Here is a 21,878-nt window from a genome sequence, read left to right as displayed (position 1 = left end):
ACCGTCCCGATCCGCAAGTGGGTCACTTGTCCACCGGATGTGACAGCCACAAGCGGGAAGCTGAACTGTCTCAAAACAAGAGAGTGCAGATTATTCGAGTGGTTCGATTATGTCTCCGGGGCGAATCATCCCATCCTCGAGAATATCCACTCGGAGCCCACCTCGGTGGGTGAGTGCCTGCAAGACGCCGTCCTGAGTGATGCGCTGAAGATGGTTGCAGGGTTCACACAGCCGATCACCTCGACAGATGGCGTCACCGACTCGGAATCGTTGTCCAACGAGATGATTGAGTGCGACATCACGGGTTTCGATGTTTCGTCGGTGTTCTCCCGGTGCGAGTTCGATTCCCGCTTCACGTTCGATTGCTGTTACAGCCTCTTGCTCGATCAACGTGAGGTCGTACCCATCGTGGCGTTCCTCATCTGGCTCCCACTTGACGAAGGTTCCCGTCTCAATCTCGCTAAAGTAGCGATCACCTCGGAGTCCCTTTCCGGCAACTGCTTCAACGTCGGTCTGTTCTTCCATCTCCGCTTTGGCTTCAGGTGCGATAAAAATCCGTTCGACAGTGCCACTCCCGGTCATGTGTTCTATGCGCGTTTAACACAGTATAAACACTCGGATGTGGGTGTTTTTGCCAAGGTAACTCAGCGGTATGTCCGCAAATCATACCGAGTAGCTGGGTCATTGGCTACCAAGTGAATAAACGAAGCCGCCGCGCTGAACTCATCCTCAATATTCAGCAGGTGATTTTTGGCAGATCTCGGATAGACCGATAGCTGCTTCGGTAGCTCCTTCGCCTGTACTTATCGAATCTGAGTGCCCACATAGTAGATGTAAGACCGGTTTTATGACCTCCCCGGGAGTGGACCAGTGACAATCACACCGGAGACGGCTACGTCGGGAACAGGCGCGGAAGTCGAAGAACGCTGCCTCCGAAACGAGAACCGAGCGCGCGGCGAACGTAACATCCTTTCCGACGAGACGCGTTTTCTTATCCACTCTCATGACGACACTCCCCGATTCTATCGATCGTGAACTCGCGGCACACGAGGATTTCGAGGCGGTCGACGACGATCGCTACGCGCTCACGACGACGGTGTTCGACGCGATCGTCACAGCAGCGGATGCAACAGGAAAACGCGACGGGCGGGTGACGATCACGGTAACCCTGCCGATGCTCGACGCCGCCGTCGCGGGGGAAACCGTCGCGCCAGTCGTCGAGGACGGCTGGTTCGAAACCCTGGAGCGGCGACTCGAGGACGCGTTTACCGTCGCCCAGACGGATACCCACGACGAACCGCAGATCGACCGCGACGCCGATACTGTGACCGTCGTCCTCGAGTTCACCGCCTGGGATGCGCGGGACGGCGTCGAGGATGCCAAGGCACTCATCGAGTTCATCGAGGGGACGTTTGCACAGGGGATCGTACCCGGCTACGAGTACGGTGGCCCGGCGGCGACGCTCCTCGAGAGTGCACAGGACCGCGGCCAGCAACCGCAAAACAGTGATACGCCGATGTGACCGGTCGGTGCCGCGTTAGTCCATCGCGATGTACGTTTGCGTGTCTTCGACGCCGTCGATGCCTTGTATCTGTGTCGCTGCGATTTCCTTGACCGCGGCGGGCGTCTCGACGCGCGCCTTGGCGATAATATCGACATCGCCGGCGACGATGTGTGCCGACTGGACGCCGTCGATCGCCGTCATTTCGTTTCGCAGTCGATCCGCCTCACCCGTGTTCGCTTTGACCATAACGAATGCTGTAACCATCAGTGGATCCCTCCAGTATCAGCGTCGATGCCGGAATCGGCGTCTGCGTTAGCGGTCGCTTGCTTCGGATCTTCGCCGACCAGCAACTGGCGAACCTCGCTCAACACCGCGAAATCAGCCAGGACGATAAGCCGATCCCCGACCGCGAGCGACTCGTCTTCGGACGGAATTCCGAGCGGCTGCTCGTGCTTGCCGAAGGCGAGAACCGTCGCGTCGGCCGGGAGTTCCAGTTCGCTGATCGTATACCCGTTGACTGGTGCCGCCTCGGTGATCGTTAACTCGACGATCTGCAGGTGCGGGGCGATATCCGCGATCGCGCGAATCGTCCCGCCGAGAAGGGCGTTCTTCGCGCCGATCGCACCCAGTCGCTCGGGGTAGATCACCTCGTCGACCGCATCCGCGTACTTGCGGTAGATACCCTCTCGATAGGCTTCGTCGATGCGCATGACCGTCCGACAGCCGTGGTACTTGGCGATCATACAGGCCGTGAAGTTGACGTTCAGATCGCCGGTCAGGGCACCGAGGACATCCGCTTGCGCGATGCCGGCCTCGTCGAGAACGTCCTCGCGCGACCCGTCACCCTCGACGACGGTGAACTCCTGCGTCCGGGCGCGCCTGATCATCGCCTCATCGCGCTCGATGATCGTCACGTTGTGGTCTTCCTCGCGCAGGACACGCGCCGTCCGAAGGCCAACACGGCCAGCACCGATAATCACGAACCGCATGGACTGGGGTACGTTCGCACCCATCAATAAGGTTGTGCCACAGAATCACACAACGCGGGTCACGACGAGGGTTAACACCGGTCAGTCACACCATCGGATTGATTTGTGTCATTATCAACTGGAGATGGCTGGTTTAATGACTCCTGAGGACGAAACGGATCGTGTCCGGGTTGGCAACCACCTACCACCACAACCACCTACCGACCACCCGGGCACACGGTCTCGATGCCGTTCTCGACTCGACAAGCTCCGGCTCTGGACGGTGACAGCGGTGACCTCGACCGACCGCTGGAGACACCAGCGGGAGCAGCGGGGACGAACGAGAAAGTGACTGTTCGCGAGTGACTTGCCAGTGTCGTGTCAACGTCTTAATAGTACCGAGCGGAGAGCAGGACGGAGGTGTACTCGGTAGCGAGGACGAGGCAGCTCAGCGAACGAGTCGGCAGGATGTTGCCATAGGAGACGCGGTCAGGGTTCGACGTACTGGCGCTCCCACTGCCGGCGGTCTTCGATCGCTCGTCGACCATCGTCGCTGATCGCATAGTAGTTCGTTCGTCGATCGAGTTCACCTTTCTCGACGAGTTCCTTATTGACAAGGGTGTCGAGGTTGGGGTACAACCGTCCGTGGTTGATCTCGGCGCTGTAGTAGGTCTCGATCTCGTCCTTTACGTCTTGGCCGGATGGCTGGTCCGCTCCTGCGATGACGTACAGGAGGTCCCGCTGGAACCCGGTCAGATCGTCCATGTTTCACCCATATGATTACACCACGACACTGACTATTTGTTATCTATCGCGTATCTGGCCCGAGAACGCGGTTTCTGACGGACTACTGCGCGTTTGGAGGTACTACTCGAAGCAACGGCCACACGGAACTCGAGCGCACGAACGTGATGCGAGCGAGGCGTCCCGAGGGCGGCATCCGGATGGCATCCGCGAATTTGACTCGAGTATACGGGATCCCTTGCTATCGAATGGCAAGATTAGCGCGGCCTTGTGACCGCGTAATCCATCGCATAGCGGCTCCGGATAGTATCGTTTAGGTACGTCGGGCCGAGAGGCGGCGGATATGAACCACCAGCGTGCCACGCCAACGGTCGCCCAGGTCGCACTGATCGGCCTGTTCGTCACGGCGCTCGTCACGGCGCAGGTGACGGCTTCGAAGATCCTCGCGTTCTCGCTCCCGTTTTCACTCCCGATCATCGGCGCGGAACTCGCCCTCCCCGGGGCGGCGCTCGCGTACGCGGTGACCTTTCTCGCCAGCGACTGTTACGCGGAGTTGTACGGTCGGAAAGCCACGCAGATCGTCGTCAACGTCGGATTCGCGCTCAATTTCGTCGTGCTCGCGCTCGTCTGGTCAACCATCGCGGCACCGGCCGCCGACCCGACCGTCGCAGCGGAGTTCGCAACGGTGCTCGGGGCGTCAACGAACGTCGTCCTCGGAAGCTTACTCGCGTACGTCGTCAGCCAGAACTGGGACGTGATCGTGTTCCACCGCATTCGAGCCCACACCGGCCGAGAGAAACTCTGGCTGCGCAATATCGCCTCCACGGCGAGTAGCCAGGCGATCGACACGGTCATCTTCGTCTCCGTGGCCTTCGCGATCGCGCCCGCTATCCTCGGCATCGGCACCGTCAGCGGCGGGAGTGCACTACTCACGCTGATCGTTGGCCAGTACTTGCTGAAACTCCTGATCGCCGTGCTCGACACGCCCGTCGTCTACGCCGTCGTGTCGATCGTCCGCTCGCGGGATGGGGTTGGGACGGCCGAGACGCCGTCGTAGTTGCTATCGCCGACTCATGGCTCACGGCTCACGAGTTGCGAATTGCGAGCCAGCGCCACAGACGATGACGATTTTATAGACCCGTCCACACGTCCCCGTATGGACGACCGCATTCGCGAACACGCAACCGTACTGGTCGACTGGAGCGCCCGCGTCGAGGCCGGCGACAACGTCGTCCTCTCCGTCGGGCCCGACGCGCACGAACTCGCCGTCGCCGTCGCCGAGCGCCTCGGTGAGCGCGGGGCCAACCTCCTCGCCACCTACGGCTCCGGCGAGATTACGCGCGCCTATCTCCATGCACACGACGCCCAGGACCGCGAGTTCAGCGAGGATCCGAGTCACGAACGCGCCTTGCTCGAGGAGACGGACGTCTATCTCTCGCTGGGTGGCGATCGGAATACGAGTGCGACGGCGGACGTGCCGGGCGACGTTCGGAGCGGCTATCGCCGCGCCCGAAGCGAGATCCGCGAGGCGCGCTATGACACGCGCTGGGTGTCGACAGCGCACCCGACGCGCGCGCTCGCCCAGCAGGCCGACATGGCCTACGCGGAATATCAGGACTTCGCCTACGACGCGATACTTCGGGACTGGGAGTCGCTGGCGGACGAAATGGCGCGCATGAAGGAGTTGCTCGACGACGGCTCGGCGGTCCGACTCGTCTCGGAGGGAACCGACCTGACGATGCGGATCGACGGGCGGACCGCGGTCAACAGCGCCGCCTCGGTCGCCTACGACTCGCACAACCTTCCAAGCGGCGAGGTGTTCACCGCTCCCGCCGGAACCGAGGGCGAGGTCACGTTCGACGTCCCGATGACGCTCCGCGGCGAGACCGTCCGAAACGTCCGCCTCGAGTTCGCGGACGGCGACGTCGTCGACTACGATGCCGACCAGGGTGCGTCCGTGATCGGCGACATTCTCGACGCCGACGACGGCGCTCGTCGCCTAGGTGAACTCGGTATCGGGATGAATCGCGGTATCGACCGCTATACGGACAATATCCTGTTCGACGAGAAGATGGGCGATACCGTCCACCTCGCGCTCGGACGGGCCTACGACGCGTGCCTGCCGGCGGGCGAGTCGGGCAACGACTCCGCCGTCCACGTCGACATGATCACCGACGTGAGCGAGAACTCTCGGCTCGAAATCGACGGCGAGGTCGTCCAGCAAAACGGCCGATTCCGCTGGGAGGGTGATTCGGACGCGGAGTAAGCGCGGCCAAATTCGGGACAGGGCCGGCGTACTGGACGTAAGCTAGCCGTAGTACGGTCGGGAGAGCGAGACTGGCCTCACAGCGCAACGGAACCCACTGCATACTAATACGGACCCGCGTACTCGGATCGAGTACCGCCCCGCCGGTGGCGGCGAGTAACCGGTTGAGAGTGCGCCCGGCGTCCAGTTTCCGTCATGGTTCGCACTCTCCGTTCGACAGTTGTCTGCCCGCCCCGCCGGAGGCGGCACGTATCCGGCATTCCCCATTTCCGTTCCCCACTTCCCCTATTTCTGTAGCTCCCATCGCAGTTCGTCGTCAGTCAGCTATCAATAAACCGGTCGTTGTCCGGCCAGCCATCGACGGCCGACCGACAAACCCTCGACGCTCGACCGCCAACCCCGACCATGCGCGATCAGCTTCGGGCCGGCATCGCCATCTACAACGCCGGGTTCTATCACGCCGCCCACGATGCCTGGGAGCCCACGTGGCTCGACCTCGAAACCGGAACCGACGACGAGCAGTTGCTTCACGGCCTGATCCAGACGAGCGCGGCAGTTCACCACGCCCACAGCCGCAACTGGGAGGGAGCCGTCGGGCTGGCCGAGCGTGCACACGGCTATCTCCGCGAGCTGCCGCCGACGTATCGCACCATCGAGCTTCAGCCGGTACGGTCGTTTCTCACGTCGCTCGCCGCCGATCCCGAACTCGTCGAACGACGATCGCCGGTTCGAATCGAGCACGACGGGACAGTCCCATCGCTTGCGACGCTCGATCTCGATTCGACGCTGATCGCAGCGCCCGTCCTCGCCGAGGCAATGGGCTACGAGACGGCACCGATCGAGCAAGCCCGCGAGTACGCGGAGAGCGATCTCGAGGCGGGTGCAGACGACAGCCGATTCATCGCGTTGCTGTTCGACTTCGTTCGCGAAGACGACGCTCGCGGTATCGTCTACCAGCGACTGACGAGCCACGTCGAGCGACGAGAAACACGCGAGTCGGACGTGGAAGGGCTCTTCTGAGATTGCTGTCGAAACCCGGCCGCAACGATACTTGTGTGCGTAGAACCGCGACCGGCCGTCGGCGGCGCGTCAGTCAGCCCGTTGGCCCGCAAGCCCGTCAGTCGTGTCGTGCAGAATTATCCTGGGGCTCGTACCCCAGGGCCTCCTTCGCCCGCTCGATCGAGTAGTACTTGCGGTCGTTATCCGAAATGCCGTAGACGATTTCGAACTCGTAGTCGGCGCGGATACAGCGGTCGAACAGGTGCGCACAATCGCGGTAGGACAACCACATCGCCTGCCCGCGCTCGTAATCGATCGGCGGATGCCCCTCCGTAAGGTTCCCGATACGAACACAGGCGACCGACAGCCCGAACTCGTCGTGGTAATACCGGCCGATCGATTCGCCCGCGGCCTTCGAAACGCCGTAGAGGTTGCTCGGTCGCGGGAGTTCGGTACCGTCTAACAGGTAGTCGTCGTGGGCGCGGTACAGGTCAGGCGTCCGTTCTTCGGTCTCGTAAGCGCCGACGGCGTGATTCGAGGAGGCGAAGACGACTTTCTCGACATCGGCGTCGACGGCGGCCTCGAAGATCGTCTGCGTGCCGTCGATGTTGTTCGTCAGGACGCTGTCCCAAGGCGCGTCCGGTCGCGGGTCGCCTGCGAGGTGGATCACCACGTCGACGCCGTCCATCGCCTCACGGACAACCTCCTCGTCAGTGATGTCCGCGACGACGAACTCGCCCGGATGGTCGTCAGTCATCGGGTCGCGATCCATCAGCCGCCACTCGTGTTCGTCCGCGAGGTCGGCGAGGATCGCCGTTCCGACGCGCCCCGCAGCCCCGGTAAGCAGGACCGACTGTGCCATTCGTACGATGGGAGGGAAAGCGTCGATAAGAACCATGCGGTTCTGGATCGGTAGCGCCGCGACCTCGCATCGCTCCACCCGACCACCGCCCCGTCGCGCCGATCGGAACGCCCTTCCTCCCGGCCCGCGAGCACACGGTCATGACCGACGACGCCGAGACTGACGACTCCACGACGCCGACGGCCGCCCAGACCGCCTGCTTCGAGGCTGGAATTAAATTTGGCTCGCTCTACCACCAGTTCGCCGGCACCCCCGTCTCGCCCGGCAGCGCCCCGAGCCTCGCACGCGCGATGGAGGAATCGATCGAAAACCAGCCCCACTGCAGCGCCGTCACCGTCGACGTTCGCACTGACGAACTCGAACGCGAACTCGCCGAGTCGACGGCCGACTACACCGAACTCACCGGTCGCTTTCTCGAAGTCGAAATCGTCGTCGACTACGAGGGCCGCGAGGTCGTCACCCGAATGGCCATGGAGGACGGCTATCCGCTGATGGAACTCGTCTCTGTCGACGGCCGCGAATCCGACACGTAGTTCGACGCGTCCCAAACAGCATCCGACAAACGACCTGCCTTTCGAAACCCGTCTGCCGTTCAGGCGATACCAACTCGCTTCTCCCCAATTTCACTTTCACTTTCGGGCGATCTTTTAACCTCAGTCGGCGTGAACGTGGTGACATGAGCCAAGCGACGCTCGGCGACGACGAGGAACTGTTCGGCGAAGCAGCCAACGAGATGCGCGAGGATGTCGAATCCTCGCTTGCCGACGCCTGGGACGCACTCCCCGACGCGGACGACGTCTGGGAAGCCGACGCCGACAACGTCCTCGGCGTTCTCAACGCCCTCAATTCCGCGCTCGACCCCGGCGACGCCGAGTCCCACCTCCGGGATGCAAAGAAGTGGTTCACCATGGGCCAACGCGCCGACGCCTTCGAAGATGCTGCCGACCTCGAGGAAGAGATCGAGGCGCTCGAGGAAACGATCACGGACATCGGCGACGCCGGCGAGCAGGTCGGCGACCTCACCTCGACGATCCCAGCACTCCGCGGGACGCTCGAGGACGCGGGACCGCCCGACGAGACTGAGTCCGGCGAGGGCGACGAGGGTGACGAGACGGACGACGAAGCGACTGCCGACGACGAAGAAAGCGAAGACGACGCGGAGTAAGCGGAAAACGAAGCCCGGCCGACGCGCTATCGGCTGTCCGGACGCGACACGTCCCGTTCAGCTACCGCGTCGAGCAACCGCGCCAACGAATCGGCTGCGAGTTCAAGCAGTTCCTCGCCTCGCTCTTTCTCACCCGCGGCCGGATCGCCGACGACGCCGTTCTCACTGAACTCGGCCGAGTCGTAGGCCAGATTTGCGTGGCTCGTCCACTCGCCCCAGCCGTCAGCAGCGCCATCGCGGGCCGTCTCAATCCGCTCCTCGCGGACGAGTTCAGGTGCGACCCGACGCAGGAGTGCAGTCTCGAGCGGCCCGCCGTGACCCATGTCTGCGGAGTGGTCGCCGACGGCCTCGAACCAGGTGAACGGGACGGTGTAGGCGTCGCCGTCGCGCGTGAGTCGCGCGCCGACCTCTCGGAGGGCATCGACGTTGCCGCCGTGGCCGTTGACGAGGACGACGCGCTCGATTCCGTGGTGAGCCAGGCTCTGTACGGACTCGCGCACGTAGCTTCGAAAGGTGTCCGGCGAGACCCACATCGTCCCGGGGAACTGGCGGTGCTCCTCGGCGATGCCGACGGGGATCGCCGGCGTGCGGATGACCGCTCGATCGACGCGTTCGAGTCCGGCGTCGGCGACGGCCTCAGCAGTGAGAACGTCCGTCCCGAGCGGTGCGTGCGGGCCGTGCTGTTCCGTGCTGCCGACGGGAACGACCGCGAGTTCGGATTCGAGGTCGCGAACGTCGGTCCACGTGGCGGAAGCGAGGTCCATGCGTGAGTAGGCTTCCCGTTCGACCATGAAACCGTCGGTGGTGTGACCGGACATGGCGTGGCGAACGCAAGGTCAACCGGTTTCCGAATCATGTGTGAAATGCCACTATGAGCAACGACAACCGCGAACTCGGCGTCGAACTGGGCGACCTGGCCGACGACCTCGAATCCCAGGAGTACCCGATCGGCCACGACGAACTCCTCGAGAAATTCGGCGACGAAGAACTCGAGATGGGCGAGGAGACGACGACGCTCGAGGACGTGATCGGCCCGCTGAACGAAGACGAGTACGAGTCGGCCGACGCGGTCGAGGGCGCGATCATGAACATGGTCAGCGACGAGGCGATCGGACGGAAAAACTACAGCGACCGGACGCCGCCCGCGACCGGCGAACAGCGACAGGACGAGGGCGCGCCGGATCAGGAGGGACAGAGCGGACAGGAGTCGTTCTAAGGGCGTCCCTCGGAGGCGAACCGAGAGGACTCGGACTCAGTCGTCGTTGATTTCCGTCCGCGCGTGTCGCCGCTGGGCTCGCTCGATGAACTCCTGTGGCAGTTCGTCGATCTCGCCGGCCTGTACGCCCCAGAGGTGCGAGTAGAGACCGCCGTTTTCCAGTAGCTCGTCGTGCGTGCCGCGTTCGACGATCCGACCACCCTCGAGAACGAGAATCTGATCCGCGTCCTTGATCGTCGAGAGGCGGTGTGCGATAGCGAACGTCGTTCTGTCCGCCGTCAGCTCGTCGATCGACCGCTGGATGAGCATCTCGGTCTCCGTGTCGACGTCACTGGTGGCCTCGTCCAGGATCAGAATGTCCGGGTCCTTGAGCACGGCCCGCGCAATGGCGACCCGCTGGCGCTGCCCGCCCGAGAGTTTGACGCCGCGTTCACCGACCATGGTGTCGTAGCCGTCCGGAAGGTTCTCGATGAAGTCGTGGGCTTCTGCGGCTTTGGCCGCCGCGACGATTTCCTCGCGGTCTGCGTCGAAGGTGCCGTAGGTGATGTTCTCTTCGACGGTGCCGTAGAAGAGATAGGACTCCTGACCGACGTATCCCATCGATTGGCGGAGACTGGAAAGGGAGACCTCCCGGATGTTCTGCCCGTCAATTCGGATCGCCCCCTCGTCCGTGTCGTGCAGGCGCAACAGCAATTTGAGTACCGTCGACTTCCCCGCCCCCGTCGGGCCGACGAGCGCGACCGTCTCACCGCCGGGCACGTCGAACGAGATATCGTCGATGATCGTCTCCTCGTCGGTGTAGCCGAAGGTTACGTCGTCGTACTCGACGTGACCCGCTTCGATATCGAGCGGTTCGGCGTCAGCGTCTTGCTCGATACGGCCCGTTTCGTCCATCAGGCCGAAGATGCGCTCGCTCGAGGCCTCCGCGCGCTGGTACATGTTGATCACCTGTCCGAACTGGGCCATCGGCCAGACGAGTTGCTGCGTGAGGAGGATGAACGTGGCGAACTCGCCGACATCGAGCGTGCCGGTAAACGGGCCGGGCGCGCCCTGAAACACCCAATAGCCGCCCACGAAGAAGGTGAGCACGAACCCGATTCCGGAGAGGACCTGGAGCCCGGGGAAGAACTTGATCCGAAGGTTGATCGCCCCCCAGTTGGTGTCGTAGTACTTCCGGGAAACGTCATCGACGCGCTCGGATTCGTACCCCTCGGTGTTGCTCGCCTTGATCACCTGAATACCGCCGAGGTTGTTCTCGAGTCGGGAGTTCACGTTGCCGACAGAGGAACGAACGGCGGCGTACTTGGGCTGGATCTTCTTGACGAAGACGTAGGTGAACGCGGCGATCAACGGCACAGGCGCGATCGAAATGAGCGCGAGCTGGGGATTGATCGTAAAGAGCACCACGCCGACACCGACGACCATCACGCCGAGTCGAAACGCGGAGTTGAGGCCGTCGTTGAGGAATCGCTCGAGCTGATTCACGTCGTTGCTCAGAATGGACATCATCTCGCCGGTCTGCTTGTCGGCGAAAAACTCCATATCAAGGCGCTGCATCTTGTCGTACGTCTCGGTCCGCACGTCGTGCTGGATATCCTGTGCGAAGGAGTTGAACCCCCAGTTGCGGACCCAGTGAAACGCCGCGCCGACGAGAAACGACAGGGCGATGATGACAACCGTGAACGTAAACTGGCCGGTCGAATCCGTCGGAAGCCGCCCATCCGGCACGAACCGAACGCTAAACGGCTTGTCTTGCAGGAAAATCGCGTCGATCGCGACCCCGAGCAAGATCGGCGGGATCAGATCGAGCAACCGCGCCAGCACGCTCCCGATAATACCGGCAGTCACGGAACCCCAGTACGGCCGGCCGTACTCGAAGAGCAACCGCTTCATGGGACTATCGATGTTCTCCCGTTGCTCTTCGAACGGGTCGTCATCGTCCCAGTCGACACCACTCATTACACTCGCTTGAATGGACGGCCAGCAATAAGCATTTCCTACGAATCGAAACACCACGGTCGAGCGGACCGTTCACCGCGGAAACGGATCACGCCACTCGAAACGCACCCCACTCCGTGAACTCGTCGACATCACTCTTCGTCGATCACCATCCTGTCACCGACCTCGATCCCCGTCTCTGTCGCGTATCCGCGCGGCACTTCGAGGACCCACTTGGCCTGGCCGGTGTACTGGATGTCTTCACCGTCTTCCCCCGATTCCGGCGCTCGGGCGTGCTCGATCGACGTGATTTCGTGATCGGCACCGACGAAGATAATATCGATATCGAACTCCATCTCTCGCATGACGTAGGTCTGCTCGCCTTCACTCGCATGGACGAACAGCATCCCCTCGCCCGACTCGAGCGAGTTGTGATCGCTCAGACCGGTATACCGTTCCGTGGCGCTGTCGGCGATTTCAGCCTCGACCGTCGCCTTCGGCTCGTCGTCCGCGTCGAGAACGTGTACCGTCGCCTGGTCGGCCGCCCACGGTGCCGACACGATACCGGCCTGCACGGCGAGGAAGCCGCCGAGTAAGAGGGCGATAATGACGAGCAACCCCTTCCAGGCGCGCTCGAAAGCCATACCGACAGTGCAGCGTGAGAAAGTAAAGGTTATTCGGACGGGGGGACTTGTTCCGGATGCGGGCTCGTGGTCTAGCTGGTCATGACGCGGCCTTTACAAGGCCGAGGTCGGTGGTTCGAACCCGCCCGAGCCCATTTCTGGGACGAACGATAGTGAGTTACAGAACTGTTTCCGAGGGCGGGTTCTAATCAGGGAGGAGCTTGCTCCGACCGTGGTTCGAACCCGCCCGAGCCCACTATTATTGCCGCGAACAAGCCGTGAGCGACAGTACTGTGACGCGAGTGGCGGGTTGAACTACGGAACAAGCGAGCAACTGCGAGCGAAGTTCAGGTGGTTCGAATCCGCCCGAGCCCACTTCCTGCTGCGAGCAAACCCGCGAGCAGTATGTGGTAACGAGGGCTGTTCATACTCGCGAGTTCAACGCTGTGATTCGAGCGAAGTCCGCCGTTCTGACTGAACTCGATAGGAGACAATGAAGCGGGCAGAGTGGTGTCACAAGAAGCGCAGTTACTGCTTGAAGCGAGCGACGTTCTCGCGAATTTGGCTGAAGAATCCCTCACCAGTCTCGGTTTCGAGGGCAGCGTACAGTGTCGAGTTCTCCGGTTCGTCCTTGACGACGATGCGGAGGTACGGTTCGAGTTGGTCGAAACTGTCCGCGAGGACGACGGTGTGGTTCTCTTCGTCGTGGTCAACGACGCCGGCGTCAGCCAGTTTCGGGACGTGGCACTGAACAGAGGAGACGTAGACGCTCTTGTATTCGTTCTTTGCGACCTCTTCAGGGGGAACATCGTGTTCCCAACCGGCGACCCGTTCTGCGAGTGTCGAGAGTTCGATCGGACTATCCTGGCCACGGAGGGCATACAGGAGGTACCGACGGCGACGGTTTGCCAGTAATTCGAGGATAGTGTCCGCCGAGAGGTCGGACTCCGCTTGGCTCGAGGTAAGTGCCCCCATAACATGATATTACCCACGAGTGCGGAAAAACGTGTCTTGAATATCTATATATCCAACAGACGGGCGTTACCCCGAGCCATCGGAGACTGTATTCCGACCATTATAGAGTGTTGGATAGCCTACTAGTGATGAGCGGATCAGGGCAGAAGTGTCACAGTATATACGTAATGACTGGATGCGATTCGAAATCCTTTTTTATGTCATGGCCGGAGATGCAAGTGCGCGCCGCCTTAGCTCAGACTGGGAGAGCACTCGACTGAAGATCGAGCTGTCCCCGGTTCAAATCCGGGAGGCGGCATATTCTGCGGCGACGAACGGAGTGAGGAGACACAGAAACGATGCCAAGCGGTTTCTGAACCCTGGAAGTCGCAGCGCTCGAGCAGAGCGAGAGCGACCGTCTTCCTTCGGTTCAAATCCGGGAGGCAACACTTCTCACGGCGAACAACTTCGTGAACCGTTCGAAAGCGATCCGAGTGGGTTTGAACTAGACCGAGGTTCTGCAAGCAAGCGAGTTCACAGGAGTAGTTCACAATCCGGGAGGCGGCATCCGTTTGCAACGAGTTCGCTCGTGAGTTCAGGGACGGAACGCGAACGGATCTGAGGGCGAGAACGCCGAGCAGTGGCGAGAGTTCGCGGAGTCCAAATCGGGGGCGGCGGGTTTCCACACGATTGAGATTCGAAACGTACGGCATTGGATGAGACCAACGGTTCCAGCCAGTTCGTGAGTCTATGGACGGTCAAATTTGAGGGCAACACTCCAGATAGTGGCCCACAATCACTCGTCGAAGCGTGACACGAGACGATGGGACACATCGGGAAGGTATACCGAGCCCCAGATTGCGACGACAATAGCACCGACGAGATCGTAGAAGAGATCACCGATCGTATCGGAGATACCGTGCTGGGCAAGGACGAGTTCGGAGCCGAACCACTGGGCAAAGAGACCGAGGGCGAACTCCATGAGTTCCCAGATGACGCCAAAGGCCAGCACGAACAGCAGGATGAAGACGAAGAGCATTCTCGGGGGAAGGTAAATGTCGTCGGTGTGGAGATCGATGGCTCGAACGACCGTATAACCCGTCCCGGCAACGATCGATGCGGAGACGGCGTGAGTCAGGCTGTCCCATGGCCCGAGGAAGCCGTACAGCCCTGCTGAACCGAGTGCATGGAGAAAGACCGCACCGGTGATCCAGAGGACGAGTTCAGGTTCGAGCGGGAGGCGGAGGTCGCGTTCGAGAAGTGCCGGAAGGCCCGTGATGGCGAGTGCGATGCCGGCATTGGTGATGGTCGTCGCATCGAGAGTGAGGAGGCCGTAGAGGAACAGAAAGCCGAGAGCGAGCTGAAGAAGTCGGGAGAATCGCCTGATAGTCTGGTCGGAGGCGTCGAGGCGGCTGCGGAGAAACGGTGGGACGGTATCGCTTTCGGAGGGCGAGTCGGGCGCGTTTTGTGGGGCCGATTCGGATGGGGAATGGTCGTCGACGGAGTCGACGGGACGTGAAGGCGGAAATCCGCCGTCGGAGGGTGTCGATCGCATCGCGTATCGGTTGAAGACGATACCGGCGAGGAAGCCGGCGATCGTGGCGTACACGAAGTCCATCATCATCGCGTGGTTGGCTGCGTCCGCCGAACGGCCGGCGTCGATGGAGGGCGTTCCGAACGCGAGTGCGGACGTCCACTGGGCGACGTTCCACGTTGCGGCGACTGCAAGGGTCGTAATTACGACGAGCGCAATCGCAAACGAGTGAGTCATGCGAACAGCGGTGAATCGGTGGATCTCGGTGACGGCGACGAGTGCAACGGCAGCGACGGCGATGTAAACGGCGATCGACGTCAGAAACGTCTCTCCCAGTATCGTCGCATCGACGACTGGAACCGCAACGAACACGAGCAGTTCCCAGGGTGGCATCACGCGTGGGTCGCGATGGGACACCGCAGGAAGGAGGACAATCGCGACGGCGAGCCCCGTAAAGACGAACCACCGGAAGGACGACTCGAACGCGTGGATCGTCGCGAGCATGCAGAGGACGACGACGATGATCCATCCGGAAGTAGCATTGCGATGAGTCTCATCGAGCAGGCCGTCGAGTCGGTCCGTTTGCATGCACAGACGTATGCGATGGAGTATCAAAACGTGCTGTCCGGAATAATACGCGTGTCAGCAGTGGCTGGCAGACTGCTGTTCGAACCGTCGACAAGCGTCGCGAACTATCGAAAACAAGCTGTTCAGGTCGAGACGAGACGTTACTCGTCGATCGAGACGACGATCGTCCGGGCTGCGTGATCGCCGACTCGCTGGTGTTTCGAGGAGAGATATGCGGTTCCGATACCGATGAGATAGAAGAGTGGAAGTATATCCACGACACGCAGAACGTTCCGGAGGGTTGCCGCAATCCACGTACAGCGAGACCCGTCATCTTTGACGACGACGATTCCCCGCGCTCGCTTGCCGATCGTCTGCCCATAGTAGCCCTCAAAGAGGATCTGGTAGACGAAAAGAACGACCGGAGCGACGAATTGGAGCCCCAAAATGAGTCCGCCGAGACCACCCAGGGAACTGCCGAGCATAATCGTCCCGCCGCCGTATCCGAGGATACCGCAGACGAGTGCGACTACCAGTGCATCGATCAGCAGTGCTTCTGCACGACTATCGAGGACGCCCGCAGGACTGTCTTCGTTAGGAACTGGATATCGATCCATACCATACAGTCACGATATATTGTATATCAAACTTCCCAATAATATCTGTTTATATCTATTGTCTAACAATATCAAATTTAAATCGTTTTTCGAGAGGGGTCTCTCTGGAATCAGGAGTGGGATCTATGAAAATGCAACTAGGATGAAGGATACCATCGATTACACCGTTCTTTCTCGACTCATTCCTGCTGAGCCACAGCGACAATACGCTTCACCAAGAAAACAAACAGAATTATATCAAAATATGGAGATGACCAGAAAACATCACCAATAGTGACAATAACTTATAACGGTCGAAGGGAACCAACGAAGCGGGCCTGCTTACTGTGTGCTATACCATCTCATACGGACTGCGGGAAGTCAGTGCCGGCGCACCCGCGGCCCGTCCTCCGGTTGCGCCGAGAAATCGGTACCGCAGACCGTATCAGCACTCGAGTTCAGTAGCGTCAAAGATGGCGGAGGCGCGTCCAACGGGGCAAACTCCGGTGTCGCGTGTACTCGAGTTGCAGTATCGCACAGACTCGGTATGCGAGCTGAACTCGACTGCGAGTGAGACGCGATGAAAAAGTCCGGGTGCGAGAATCGAACCCGCGTCTCAGCCTCCACAAGGCTGAAGGATAACCACTACCCCAACCCGGACACGCTTGCACACTGATGTAGGTCCGGTTGGCCTGAAATACGTTACGACTCGCGTGCGTGATCATGGTAGTAGCTACCGCGAGAGGGGCGCTCACAGCACTCAGCGCTTAGCGACAGAGACGAGAAACACTCAGAAGTTGCGATAGGAGCAAGTCCTCCGGTCCAGGCACGTGGCCGATGCTGTCTAGGGAACGCGACCGAGACGCTTTTCGGCCATGCACCCATAGGAGGGCCAACGCGTGGCCATCACCGACAAAATATACGTCAAGAACCATCGCCAGCTCAGTTCGCAACTCGAGACGAATATTCCCAAAGGGGCGTTCAAGGGTGCAACACTCGATATGCTCTTTCAGGGAGAGGGCCTCGAGAAGCTCGACGACGCCACTCGTGATCGGGTTCTCGAGTTCACCGAGGATTTCCTGGACTGTGAGTGTGACAACAATCCCTACTGTGGGTGTCCGGAGCGAAAATTCATCCAGTACCTACTCGATCTGCGCGCGCAGGGTCTGGGTCCCGATGCCATCGTCGACGTGATGACCGACGATTACATGGTCTATGCCTATCCTGGAGACGTGCTCTCGTTTCTCGATAGCGGGGTTCGAACGCTGGAGGCTGCCGAACACCTCGCGAACGTCGATGGAGCTGTGGACAAACGTGACGAGATTCGGCAGGAAAAGCAAGACCTGTCACGGTAGGAATCGAACCGACGCAGTCCGTATACGGGCGTAAAACCGGCTATTGGCCACGTTGCTTCCGTGCTCTGTGCTCCGTGCGGATTGCAGTTCAAGAGGCAGAGACGAGCGTTGTCAGCCCGCTTTTCTCACCGGAACTGATACGCGTTGGTATCATCTGACTGCTCTCCCGTCTCGAAGTCGTCGAGATCATCGAGCAGGAGCACCTCGTCTTGCTCGTCGTCGAGTCGGTCCTGCAGATCGGTGACGTACGCTTTGTACTCGTCTAACTGCTCTCGCAAGTGCTCGGCTTCGAGTTCAAGTCGTTCGTGCTCGCGGATGAATCGCTTCGGTACTTCGACGGTTGGCGGGAACGAGAGATCAGCCTGGTCGCCGTCGTCGCCGTTTTCGCTGGCCGACCGGACGGCGAGTTCGTGCTCGGGGACGACCGTGACCTGGCCGTCGTGGTCGACGAGTTGGTCGACGTAGTCCCGGAAGACGGCCGACAACGAGATATCGCGCTCTTCGGCGATATCCTGCAGGGATTCGAACGCATCCTCGTTGACGCGAAACGAGATCGTCTTGTTCTTGTTGCCCATGCGTGTTCGTCAGTACGTCACGGGGCGGTCCACTTAACGGTTCGTCAGACGACAGTACGCGCCGTGCCGTATTGTGGGTGTTGTGGCTGGCTGGAAGCAAGCAGGAAAAGAGTGAAAACCGAGGGCCGTGGTCAGGCAGTCGCCTCGTTTTCCTCGAGTTGTTCGAGGGCCTGAATCACGTCGTTCCGGTAGTTGACGACCGGCGAGTCGTACTGATCGCGAGCCATCTGGGCGTACTCGTTCGTCGGTGCGGTCGAGCCGCTTTCGGGCGCTTCCTGTTCGGCTTCCCACGCCTCGACGGCTTCGATGCGGTCGAGCGTTCGGTCTGCTGTCTCGACGACCCAGCGATCACGAGTCGCGGCGTCGACGACGGCGATCGATTCTGGTCGCAGAGAGACGTTGACTGAGCCGTCGTCAGTCTGGTAGGTCCGCGGTTTCCCGACGACCGAGACGTAGGCTGGTGGTTCAGTCTCGCGCAGCATTGAAGCCGCTTCGGGCTGGTACTGGCCGGCGTAGACGAAGAACGTCCCGGTCGGGTCGACCACCCGGCCGCGCCAGTACTCGCTGTCCTCGCCGACGTCCTCGGTTTCGGTGAGCGTCCCGACGACGAAGACGCGGTTTGCGCGATCGCCCGTCGGGAGCAGGGCGAAGTTCGGCGCGCGCTCGTCGTCGGATTCTTTGAACGTGTACGTCGAGTCGTTGAATTCCGATGCGAAGACGCGCCGGGCGACTTCGCGGGTGAGTTCTGCCTGGCTCATGATTACATCGACCTCGCTTTGATCAGCAGTTCCTCCGCATCCGCCGGCCCGTCGAGTTCAGTCACGTCGTCGGCCAGGACGTAGCGGCCGAAGGTCGGTCCCTCGATGCGGTAGTAGGTACCGACGATGTCGGCTGCGATTTCGTCGGCGACGACGGTCGTATCGAGCGCGTCCATCGCCATGTCCTTGGCCTCTTCGAGGGAGAGCCCAGTCAGGTTCTCCGTGGCGTCCTTGTCGAAGATGACTTCGTGGGCGTCGAGGCCGTCGTCGACGACGGCTTTGATTCGGAGATCGAACTCGCCTTCGACCTCGCCGTGTTCGTTACAGCGGCCGTTCTGAAGGACTCGGGTGCAGTCGTCCTCGGGGCAGCGCTTGATGAGGCCGCTGCCGCTTTGCATGTCGATGAGCGCGCCCTCGATCTCGCTCGTGTCGTCGCCGACCTCGATGTCCTCGTCGCGTTCTTCGATGACAGTCGTGCTGTTGAGTTTGACCGAGTACCGGCCCTGGTACTCGTCGGTGACGACGTTCTGGAGGGAGTAGACGCCGCCTTCCTCGAGTGCCGGCAGGTCGGATTTGGCCCACTTGGTGAACTTGATCGTCCCCGTGGGGTCGCCGAGCAGGCCGACCTGGGCGACGGAATCGCTTCGTGGGTCCCAGAGTTCGATGACCTTCGCCGTGAGATCGACCCACTCCTCGGGTTCCTCGATGTCTTCGACGTTCACCGCCTCGCTGGAGCCGCTCGAGAGGTCATCGCGCTCGAGGCCGGCCTCCTCCAAGTAGTGGTTAGTGACGCTTCGGCGCGCCTCGTCCATCGGCACTTTGTACTCGTCGACGAGCGTGGCCAGGCGCTCCTCGACGTCCTCGACGCTTACGTCGAGGTGGTCCGAAAACTGGTCGTGGATATCGTCCGCGTGCTGTCGTACGTCGCTCATTGTGTCACGCCTCCTCCTTGGTTTCACTGGGAGGCATACGTCCATTCGCGCCCGATGGTATTTAAAGTGCCGCCACCGGAGTGAAAGTGAACAGCGACCGGATTCGTCTCGTCGGTTCTCACTCTACGCGATGGCGCGTGGCAAGCCCTGCGAGGTGGGGCGCTTCGGGAACGATCAGGTCCTCGCAGGCGGTTCGACAGGCGCTTTGGCTCCCGGGCAAGCAGAACACCGGCGTATCGACCGCGATCCCCGCCGTCGCGCGCGATGCCATCGCCCGCGTGCCGACCTCGTCCCACGAGAGCGACCGGAAGAGTTCGCCAAATCCGGGCAACTCGCGCTCGAATAGCGATGCCGTCGCCTCCGGCGAGACGTCATCCGCGGTGACGCCCGTCCCGCCGGTGGTGAGCACGACGTCGATATCGTCGCGCGCGACAAGCCCGCGAACCGCCGTCCGGATCGCGGCGTAATCGTCCCGGACAAGCAGCCGTTCTCGCACCTTGTGGCCCGCGTTCTCGAAACACTCCTGTACGGTGTCGCCGCCCGGATCGTCCGGCGCAGCGTTCGAGTCATCGGCCGCCGCCTCGGCGCGCGAACTCGAGACCGTCACGATCGCGATATATAGCGGGTCAATAGTATCGTGCCCGTGGTCGTCGGTCTGGCGGCGAGCTGTCGTCTCGGCGGTATCGTCGTGGCGTTCACTGGGTGGCATAGTCATATCAATCTGTCTCGCCGGAGTGCGATAATTGCTGTCCTCCGAACGGCGGGCAAGACCGGTAGAGAGAGCGCGGCCAGACCGATCTATCCGATCAGTAGAACCCTCTTCGAAAGCATGGTAGGAAGAGACGTCCGCCGTTACTATCGGAACTCGCCTCCCAGCGGATGGGAGGCCTGTCCCAAGCCGTCAGTCCTGTTCCGACTCACCGGAGCAGTCGTAGCTGAACTCTTGCCATGCGAGGACAGCATCGCCGTCCGTGACTTCGACCCGGAACCGGCCGCCGACTGGCATGGCACCGATCGTCTGCTCTTTGTACACGACCACGCCGTCTTCACTGGGGTTCGTCGGTCCGGTTTCGCCCACGCTAAGCGGAATCGCGTACTTGGGATTCGATGCGTCCATCTCGGGCTCATAGACGTTGATCCACTTCGCACCCGTTTCTTCTAACTCTGCGGCGACAAGCGTCACCCGGAGTGTTGCTCTCTCCCCGTCCCATGGCACGATCTTCGTGTTCCGTAGTGGGGGGTTTTTCTCGCCGTCCTGATCGAACATCGTACAGCTCGGTCCGCTATCGTCGCTCGTCGACCCGATCGTTGATCCAAGACAGCCGCTTAATCCGGCAATTGAGGCTATCGGAGCGGCTTGCAGGATCTTCCGTCTCGGGACCGTGGTGTTCATCGATAATTTAGCACGCGACGGGACACTTATTGTATCTGTCTCCATCGACGGAAACCTCCCAATCCCACGTTACGGTTCCACCTGATGGGTCCATCTTGCCCACACACATGCCTAGCAATTCACACGTGGCCTCGGTCTGCCCTTCGAACGCGGGACAGAACGTGTCGCACCCATATCCATCTTCGACCGATGAGGACGGACGGTCCCGCCCCCGATCGTGAACGAACCCGAGAGCGTGGCTGAACCGCCGACACCGCCGGGTTCCCCGGAGACTTCCATCGACATGTCCATTTCGTAGCCGTGTCGGTCTCGGTCACCACCGGGTTTGTACCGGACCATGTCACCGTTATCCGACGTGAGTTCGATCTCGACTCGCGCGTTTTCCAGATTGCCGGTCCAGGCAGCGCGGTCCTGCGGTCGGAGCCCACCCCAGGCGTACCACATGAGATAGCGGTTGCCATCCTCGTCATAGATGGCTGGTTTGTAACAGGTCATGTAGTAGTCCGCATCGACCAGAGACGCACCCGTGGCGGTCGTATCCGAGACGCTCGTTGATTCGCTCCAGACCTGATTTCCGGGAGCATCCGTCGGATCTTCCTGGAGGATATCGATCGTCTCCGACTCCATCGAGGACGCCTCGTCGGACGTCTCCCGAGAACGTTGCAGAGTCTGCGTAGAATCTCCGTCCCCGATCTCCGTCATGAGAGTTCGAATCCGTTCCCGTTCTTCCTCCGAGATTGTATCACCCGACGTATCCCTCGACCCGCTCGCCGAAAGGGAATACCCGGAGACGCCCCGCTTTCGCTCCTGCTCTCCCTCGCTGGCGATCACTGTACCGACCAGTGGAACCATGGCGGATCCGACGGCCGCTGTTTTCAGGAAGTTACGTCTCGTACCGCTATTTCCATTCGACATTGCTCCTAGGTGTT

Annotated in this window: 25 protein-coding genes and 3 tRNA genes; 10 read left to right on the top strand and 18 right to left on the bottom strand. The window is 61.0% G+C overall.

Annotated features, from left to right (window positions below; genetic code table 11):
* Positions 1 to 90: 90 nt before the first annotated feature.
* A complete protein-coding gene (locus C484_RS12730; protein ID WP_006826328.1) occupies positions 91 to 582 on the bottom strand; it encodes an MOSC domain-containing protein in 492 nt (163 codons plus the stop codon).
* Between the two features lie 421 nt (positions 583 to 1,003).
* Here C484_RS12730 and C484_RS12725 point away from each other — a divergent pair, with 421 nt between their 5' ends.
* Positions 1,004 to 1,522, top strand: a complete 519-nt coding sequence (locus tag C484_RS12725) for a DUF5813 family protein (protein ID WP_006826327.1) — start codon at positions 1,004 to 1,006, stop codon at positions 1,520 to 1,522.
* A gap of 15 nt (positions 1,523 to 1,537) precedes the next feature.
* Here C484_RS12725 and C484_RS12720 read toward each other — a convergent pair whose 3' ends face one another.
* The 3 genes from C484_RS12720 to C484_RS12710 all read right to left on the bottom strand — a co-directional run bounded on the left by C484_RS12720 (position 1,538) and on the right by C484_RS12710 (position 3,237).
* Positions 1,538 to 1,768, bottom strand: a complete 231-nt coding sequence (locus C484_RS12720; RefSeq protein WP_006110508.1) for an Lrp/AsnC family transcriptional regulator — start codon at positions 1,766 to 1,768, stop codon at positions 1,538 to 1,540.
* Complete coding sequence (locus C484_RS12715; RefSeq protein WP_006826326.1) at positions 1,768 to 2,493, bottom strand: potassium channel family protein; 726 nt, start codon at positions 2,491 to 2,493, stop codon at positions 1,768 to 1,770. The genes C484_RS12720 and C484_RS12715 overlap by 1 nt, the downstream gene beginning before the upstream one ends.
* 468 nt (positions 2,494 to 2,961) lie before the next feature.
* Positions 2,962 to 3,237: a PadR family transcriptional regulator gene (locus tag C484_RS12710; protein WP_006664912.1), complete on the bottom strand. Its 276-nt coding sequence runs from the start codon at positions 3,235 to 3,237 to the stop codon at positions 2,962 to 2,964.
* A gap of 322 nt (positions 3,238 to 3,559) precedes the next feature.
* On the opposite strand from C484_RS12710, the gene C484_RS12705 reads away from it, so the two are divergent.
* The 3 genes from C484_RS12705 to C484_RS12695 all read left to right on the top strand — a co-directional run bounded on the left by C484_RS12705 (position 3,560) and on the right by C484_RS12695 (position 6,502).
* A complete protein-coding gene (locus tag C484_RS12705) occupies positions 3,560 to 4,273 on the top strand; it encodes a queuosine precursor transporter (protein ID WP_006826325.1) in 714 nt (237 codons plus the stop codon).
* 99 nt (positions 4,274 to 4,372) lie between these two features.
* A complete protein-coding gene (locus tag C484_RS12700) occupies positions 4,373 to 5,482 on the top strand; it encodes an aminopeptidase (protein ID WP_006826324.1) in 1,110 nt (369 codons plus the stop codon).
* Between the two features lie 405 nt (positions 5,483 to 5,887).
* Positions 5,888 to 6,502: a DUF309 domain-containing protein gene (locus tag C484_RS12695; RefSeq protein ID WP_006826323.1), complete on the top strand. Its 615-nt coding sequence runs from the start codon at positions 5,888 to 5,890 to the stop codon at positions 6,500 to 6,502.
* Positions 6,503 to 6,599: 97 nt separating this feature from the next.
* On the opposite strand, the gene azf is transcribed toward C484_RS12695, so the two are convergent.
* Positions 6,600 to 7,343, bottom strand: a complete 744-nt coding sequence (azf, locus tag C484_RS12690) for an NAD-dependent glucose-6-phosphate dehydrogenase Azf (protein WP_006826322.1) — start codon at positions 7,341 to 7,343, stop codon at positions 6,600 to 6,602.
* A gap of 140 nt (positions 7,344 to 7,483) precedes the next feature.
* Between azf and C484_RS12685 the strand changes: the two genes are divergently transcribed.
* On the top strand, positions 7,484 to 7,876 hold the full coding sequence (locus tag C484_RS12685; protein WP_006826321.1) for a dihydroneopterin aldolase family protein: 393 nt from the start codon (positions 7,484 to 7,486) through the stop codon (positions 7,874 to 7,876).
* 143 nt (positions 7,877 to 8,019) lie between these two features.
* A complete protein-coding gene (locus C484_RS12680; protein WP_006826320.1) occupies positions 8,020 to 8,508 on the top strand; it encodes a DUF5790 family protein in 489 nt (162 codons plus the stop codon).
* 26 nt (positions 8,509 to 8,534) lie between these two features.
* Here C484_RS12680 and C484_RS12675 read toward each other — a convergent pair whose 3' ends face one another.
* On the bottom strand, positions 8,535 to 9,272 hold the full coding sequence (locus tag C484_RS12675; RefSeq protein WP_006826319.1) for a creatininase family protein: 738 nt from the start codon (positions 9,270 to 9,272) through the stop codon (positions 8,535 to 8,537).
* 107 nt (positions 9,273 to 9,379) lie between these two features.
* Here C484_RS12675 and C484_RS12670 point away from each other — a divergent pair, with 107 nt between their 5' ends.
* Positions 9,380 to 9,724, top strand: coding sequence for a DUF5789 family protein (locus C484_RS12670; protein ID WP_006826318.1), 345 nt, complete (start codon positions 9,380 to 9,382; stop codon positions 9,722 to 9,724).
* A 36-nt stretch (positions 9,725 to 9,760) separates the two neighbouring features.
* Here the strand turns inward: C484_RS12670 and C484_RS12665 are convergent, their stop codons facing one another.
* Together C484_RS12665 and C484_RS12660 are read right to left on the bottom strand one after the other, a co-directional pair.
* Positions 9,761 to 11,683, bottom strand: coding sequence for an ABC transporter ATP-binding protein (locus C484_RS12665; RefSeq protein WP_006826317.1), 1,923 nt, complete (start codon positions 11,681 to 11,683; stop codon positions 9,761 to 9,763).
* 131 nt (positions 11,684 to 11,814) lie between these two features.
* Complete coding sequence (locus C484_RS12660) at positions 11,815 to 12,306, bottom strand: DUF192 domain-containing protein (protein ID WP_006826316.1); 492 nt, start codon at positions 12,304 to 12,306, stop codon at positions 11,815 to 11,817.
* A 60-nt stretch (positions 12,307 to 12,366) separates the two neighbouring features.
* Between C484_RS12660 and C484_RS12655 the strand changes: the two genes are divergently transcribed.
* A tRNA-Val gene (locus C484_RS12655) sits at positions 12,367 to 12,440 on the top strand.
* Positions 12,441 to 12,813: 373 nt separating this feature from the next.
* On the opposite strand, the gene C484_RS12650 is transcribed toward C484_RS12655, so the two are convergent.
* Positions 12,814 to 13,260 carry a DUF7344 domain-containing protein gene (locus C484_RS12650; protein ID WP_006664923.1) on the bottom strand — a complete coding sequence of 149 codons (447 nt, stop codon included), beginning with the start codon at positions 13,258 to 13,260 and terminating at the stop codon, positions 12,814 to 12,816.
* Between the two features lie 224 nt (positions 13,261 to 13,484).
* Between C484_RS12650 and C484_RS12645 the strand changes: the two genes are divergently transcribed.
* Positions 13,485 to 13,558, top strand: a tRNA-Phe gene (locus C484_RS12645).
* 477 nt (positions 13,559 to 14,035) lie between these two features.
* Here the strand turns inward: C484_RS12645 and C484_RS12640 are convergent.
* The 3 genes from C484_RS12640 to C484_RS12630 form a co-directional block, all read right to left on the bottom strand.
* On the bottom strand, positions 14,036 to 15,361 hold the full coding sequence (locus tag C484_RS12640; protein ID WP_006826315.1) for a hypothetical protein: 1,326 nt from the start codon (positions 15,359 to 15,361) through the stop codon (positions 14,036 to 14,038).
* A 140-nt stretch (positions 15,362 to 15,501) separates the two neighbouring features.
* The gene (locus tag C484_RS12635) at positions 15,502 to 15,957 is read right to left on the bottom strand and encodes an RDD family protein (RefSeq protein WP_006826314.1); all 456 of its coding nucleotides are present in this window, start codon (positions 15,955 to 15,957) and stop codon (positions 15,502 to 15,504) included.
* A 567-nt stretch (positions 15,958 to 16,524) separates the two neighbouring features.
* Positions 16,525 to 16,596 (bottom strand) — tRNA-His (locus tag C484_RS12630).
* Positions 16,597 to 16,835: 239 nt separating this feature from the next.
* On the opposite strand from C484_RS12630, the gene C484_RS12625 reads away from it, so the two are divergent.
* Positions 16,836 to 17,291, top strand: coding sequence for a DUF5814 domain-containing protein (locus tag C484_RS12625; protein WP_006664953.1), 456 nt, complete (start codon positions 16,836 to 16,838; stop codon positions 17,289 to 17,291).
* Between the two features lie 125 nt (positions 17,292 to 17,416).
* Here the strand turns inward: C484_RS12625 and C484_RS12620 are convergent, their stop codons facing one another.
* The 6 genes from C484_RS12620 to C484_RS12595 all read right to left on the bottom strand — a co-directional run bounded on the left by C484_RS12620 (position 17,417) and on the right by C484_RS12595 (position 21,864).
* Entirely contained in the window at positions 17,417 to 17,866 is a 450-nt protein-coding gene (locus tag C484_RS12620; RefSeq protein ID WP_006826313.1) for a hypothetical protein, read from the bottom strand.
* Between the two features lie 131 nt (positions 17,867 to 17,997).
* The gene (locus C484_RS12615) at positions 17,998 to 18,624 is read right to left on the bottom strand and encodes an RPA family protein (RefSeq protein WP_006826312.1); all 627 of its coding nucleotides are present in this window, start codon (positions 18,622 to 18,624) and stop codon (positions 17,998 to 18,000) included.
* 2 nt (positions 18,625 to 18,626) lie between these two features.
* Positions 18,627 to 19,556 carry a hypothetical protein gene (locus C484_RS12610; RefSeq protein WP_006826311.1) on the bottom strand — a complete coding sequence of 310 codons (930 nt, stop codon included), beginning with the start codon at positions 19,554 to 19,556 and terminating at the stop codon, positions 18,627 to 18,629.
* 118 nt (positions 19,557 to 19,674) lie between these two features.
* Entirely contained in the window at positions 19,675 to 20,271 is a 597-nt protein-coding gene (locus C484_RS12605) for a MogA/MoaB family molybdenum cofactor biosynthesis protein (RefSeq protein ID WP_006826310.1), read from the bottom strand.
* A 186-nt stretch (positions 20,272 to 20,457) separates the two neighbouring features.
* Positions 20,458 to 20,949 (bottom strand): hypothetical protein, encoded by a 492-nt coding sequence (locus tag C484_RS24360; RefSeq protein WP_239640979.1) that lies wholly within the window; start codon positions 20,947 to 20,949, stop codon positions 20,458 to 20,460.
* Positions 20,950 to 21,060: 111 nt separating this feature from the next.
* Positions 21,061 to 21,864 (bottom strand): twin-arginine translocation signal domain-containing protein, encoded by an 804-nt coding sequence (locus tag C484_RS12595; protein ID WP_152422708.1) that lies wholly within the window; start codon positions 21,862 to 21,864, stop codon positions 21,061 to 21,063.
* Positions 21,865 to 21,878 lie beyond the last annotated feature (14 nt).

Origin of the sequence: Natrialba taiwanensis DSM 12281 (assembly GCF_000337595.1) — an archaeon.
In the GTDB taxonomy this organism is placed as follows: Archaea; Halobacteriota; Halobacteria; order Halobacteriales; family Natrialbaceae; genus Natrialba; species Natrialba taiwanensis.
Note: the sequence above shows the minus strand (reverse complement) of the source record. Positions and strands in the feature narration are given on the sequence as shown.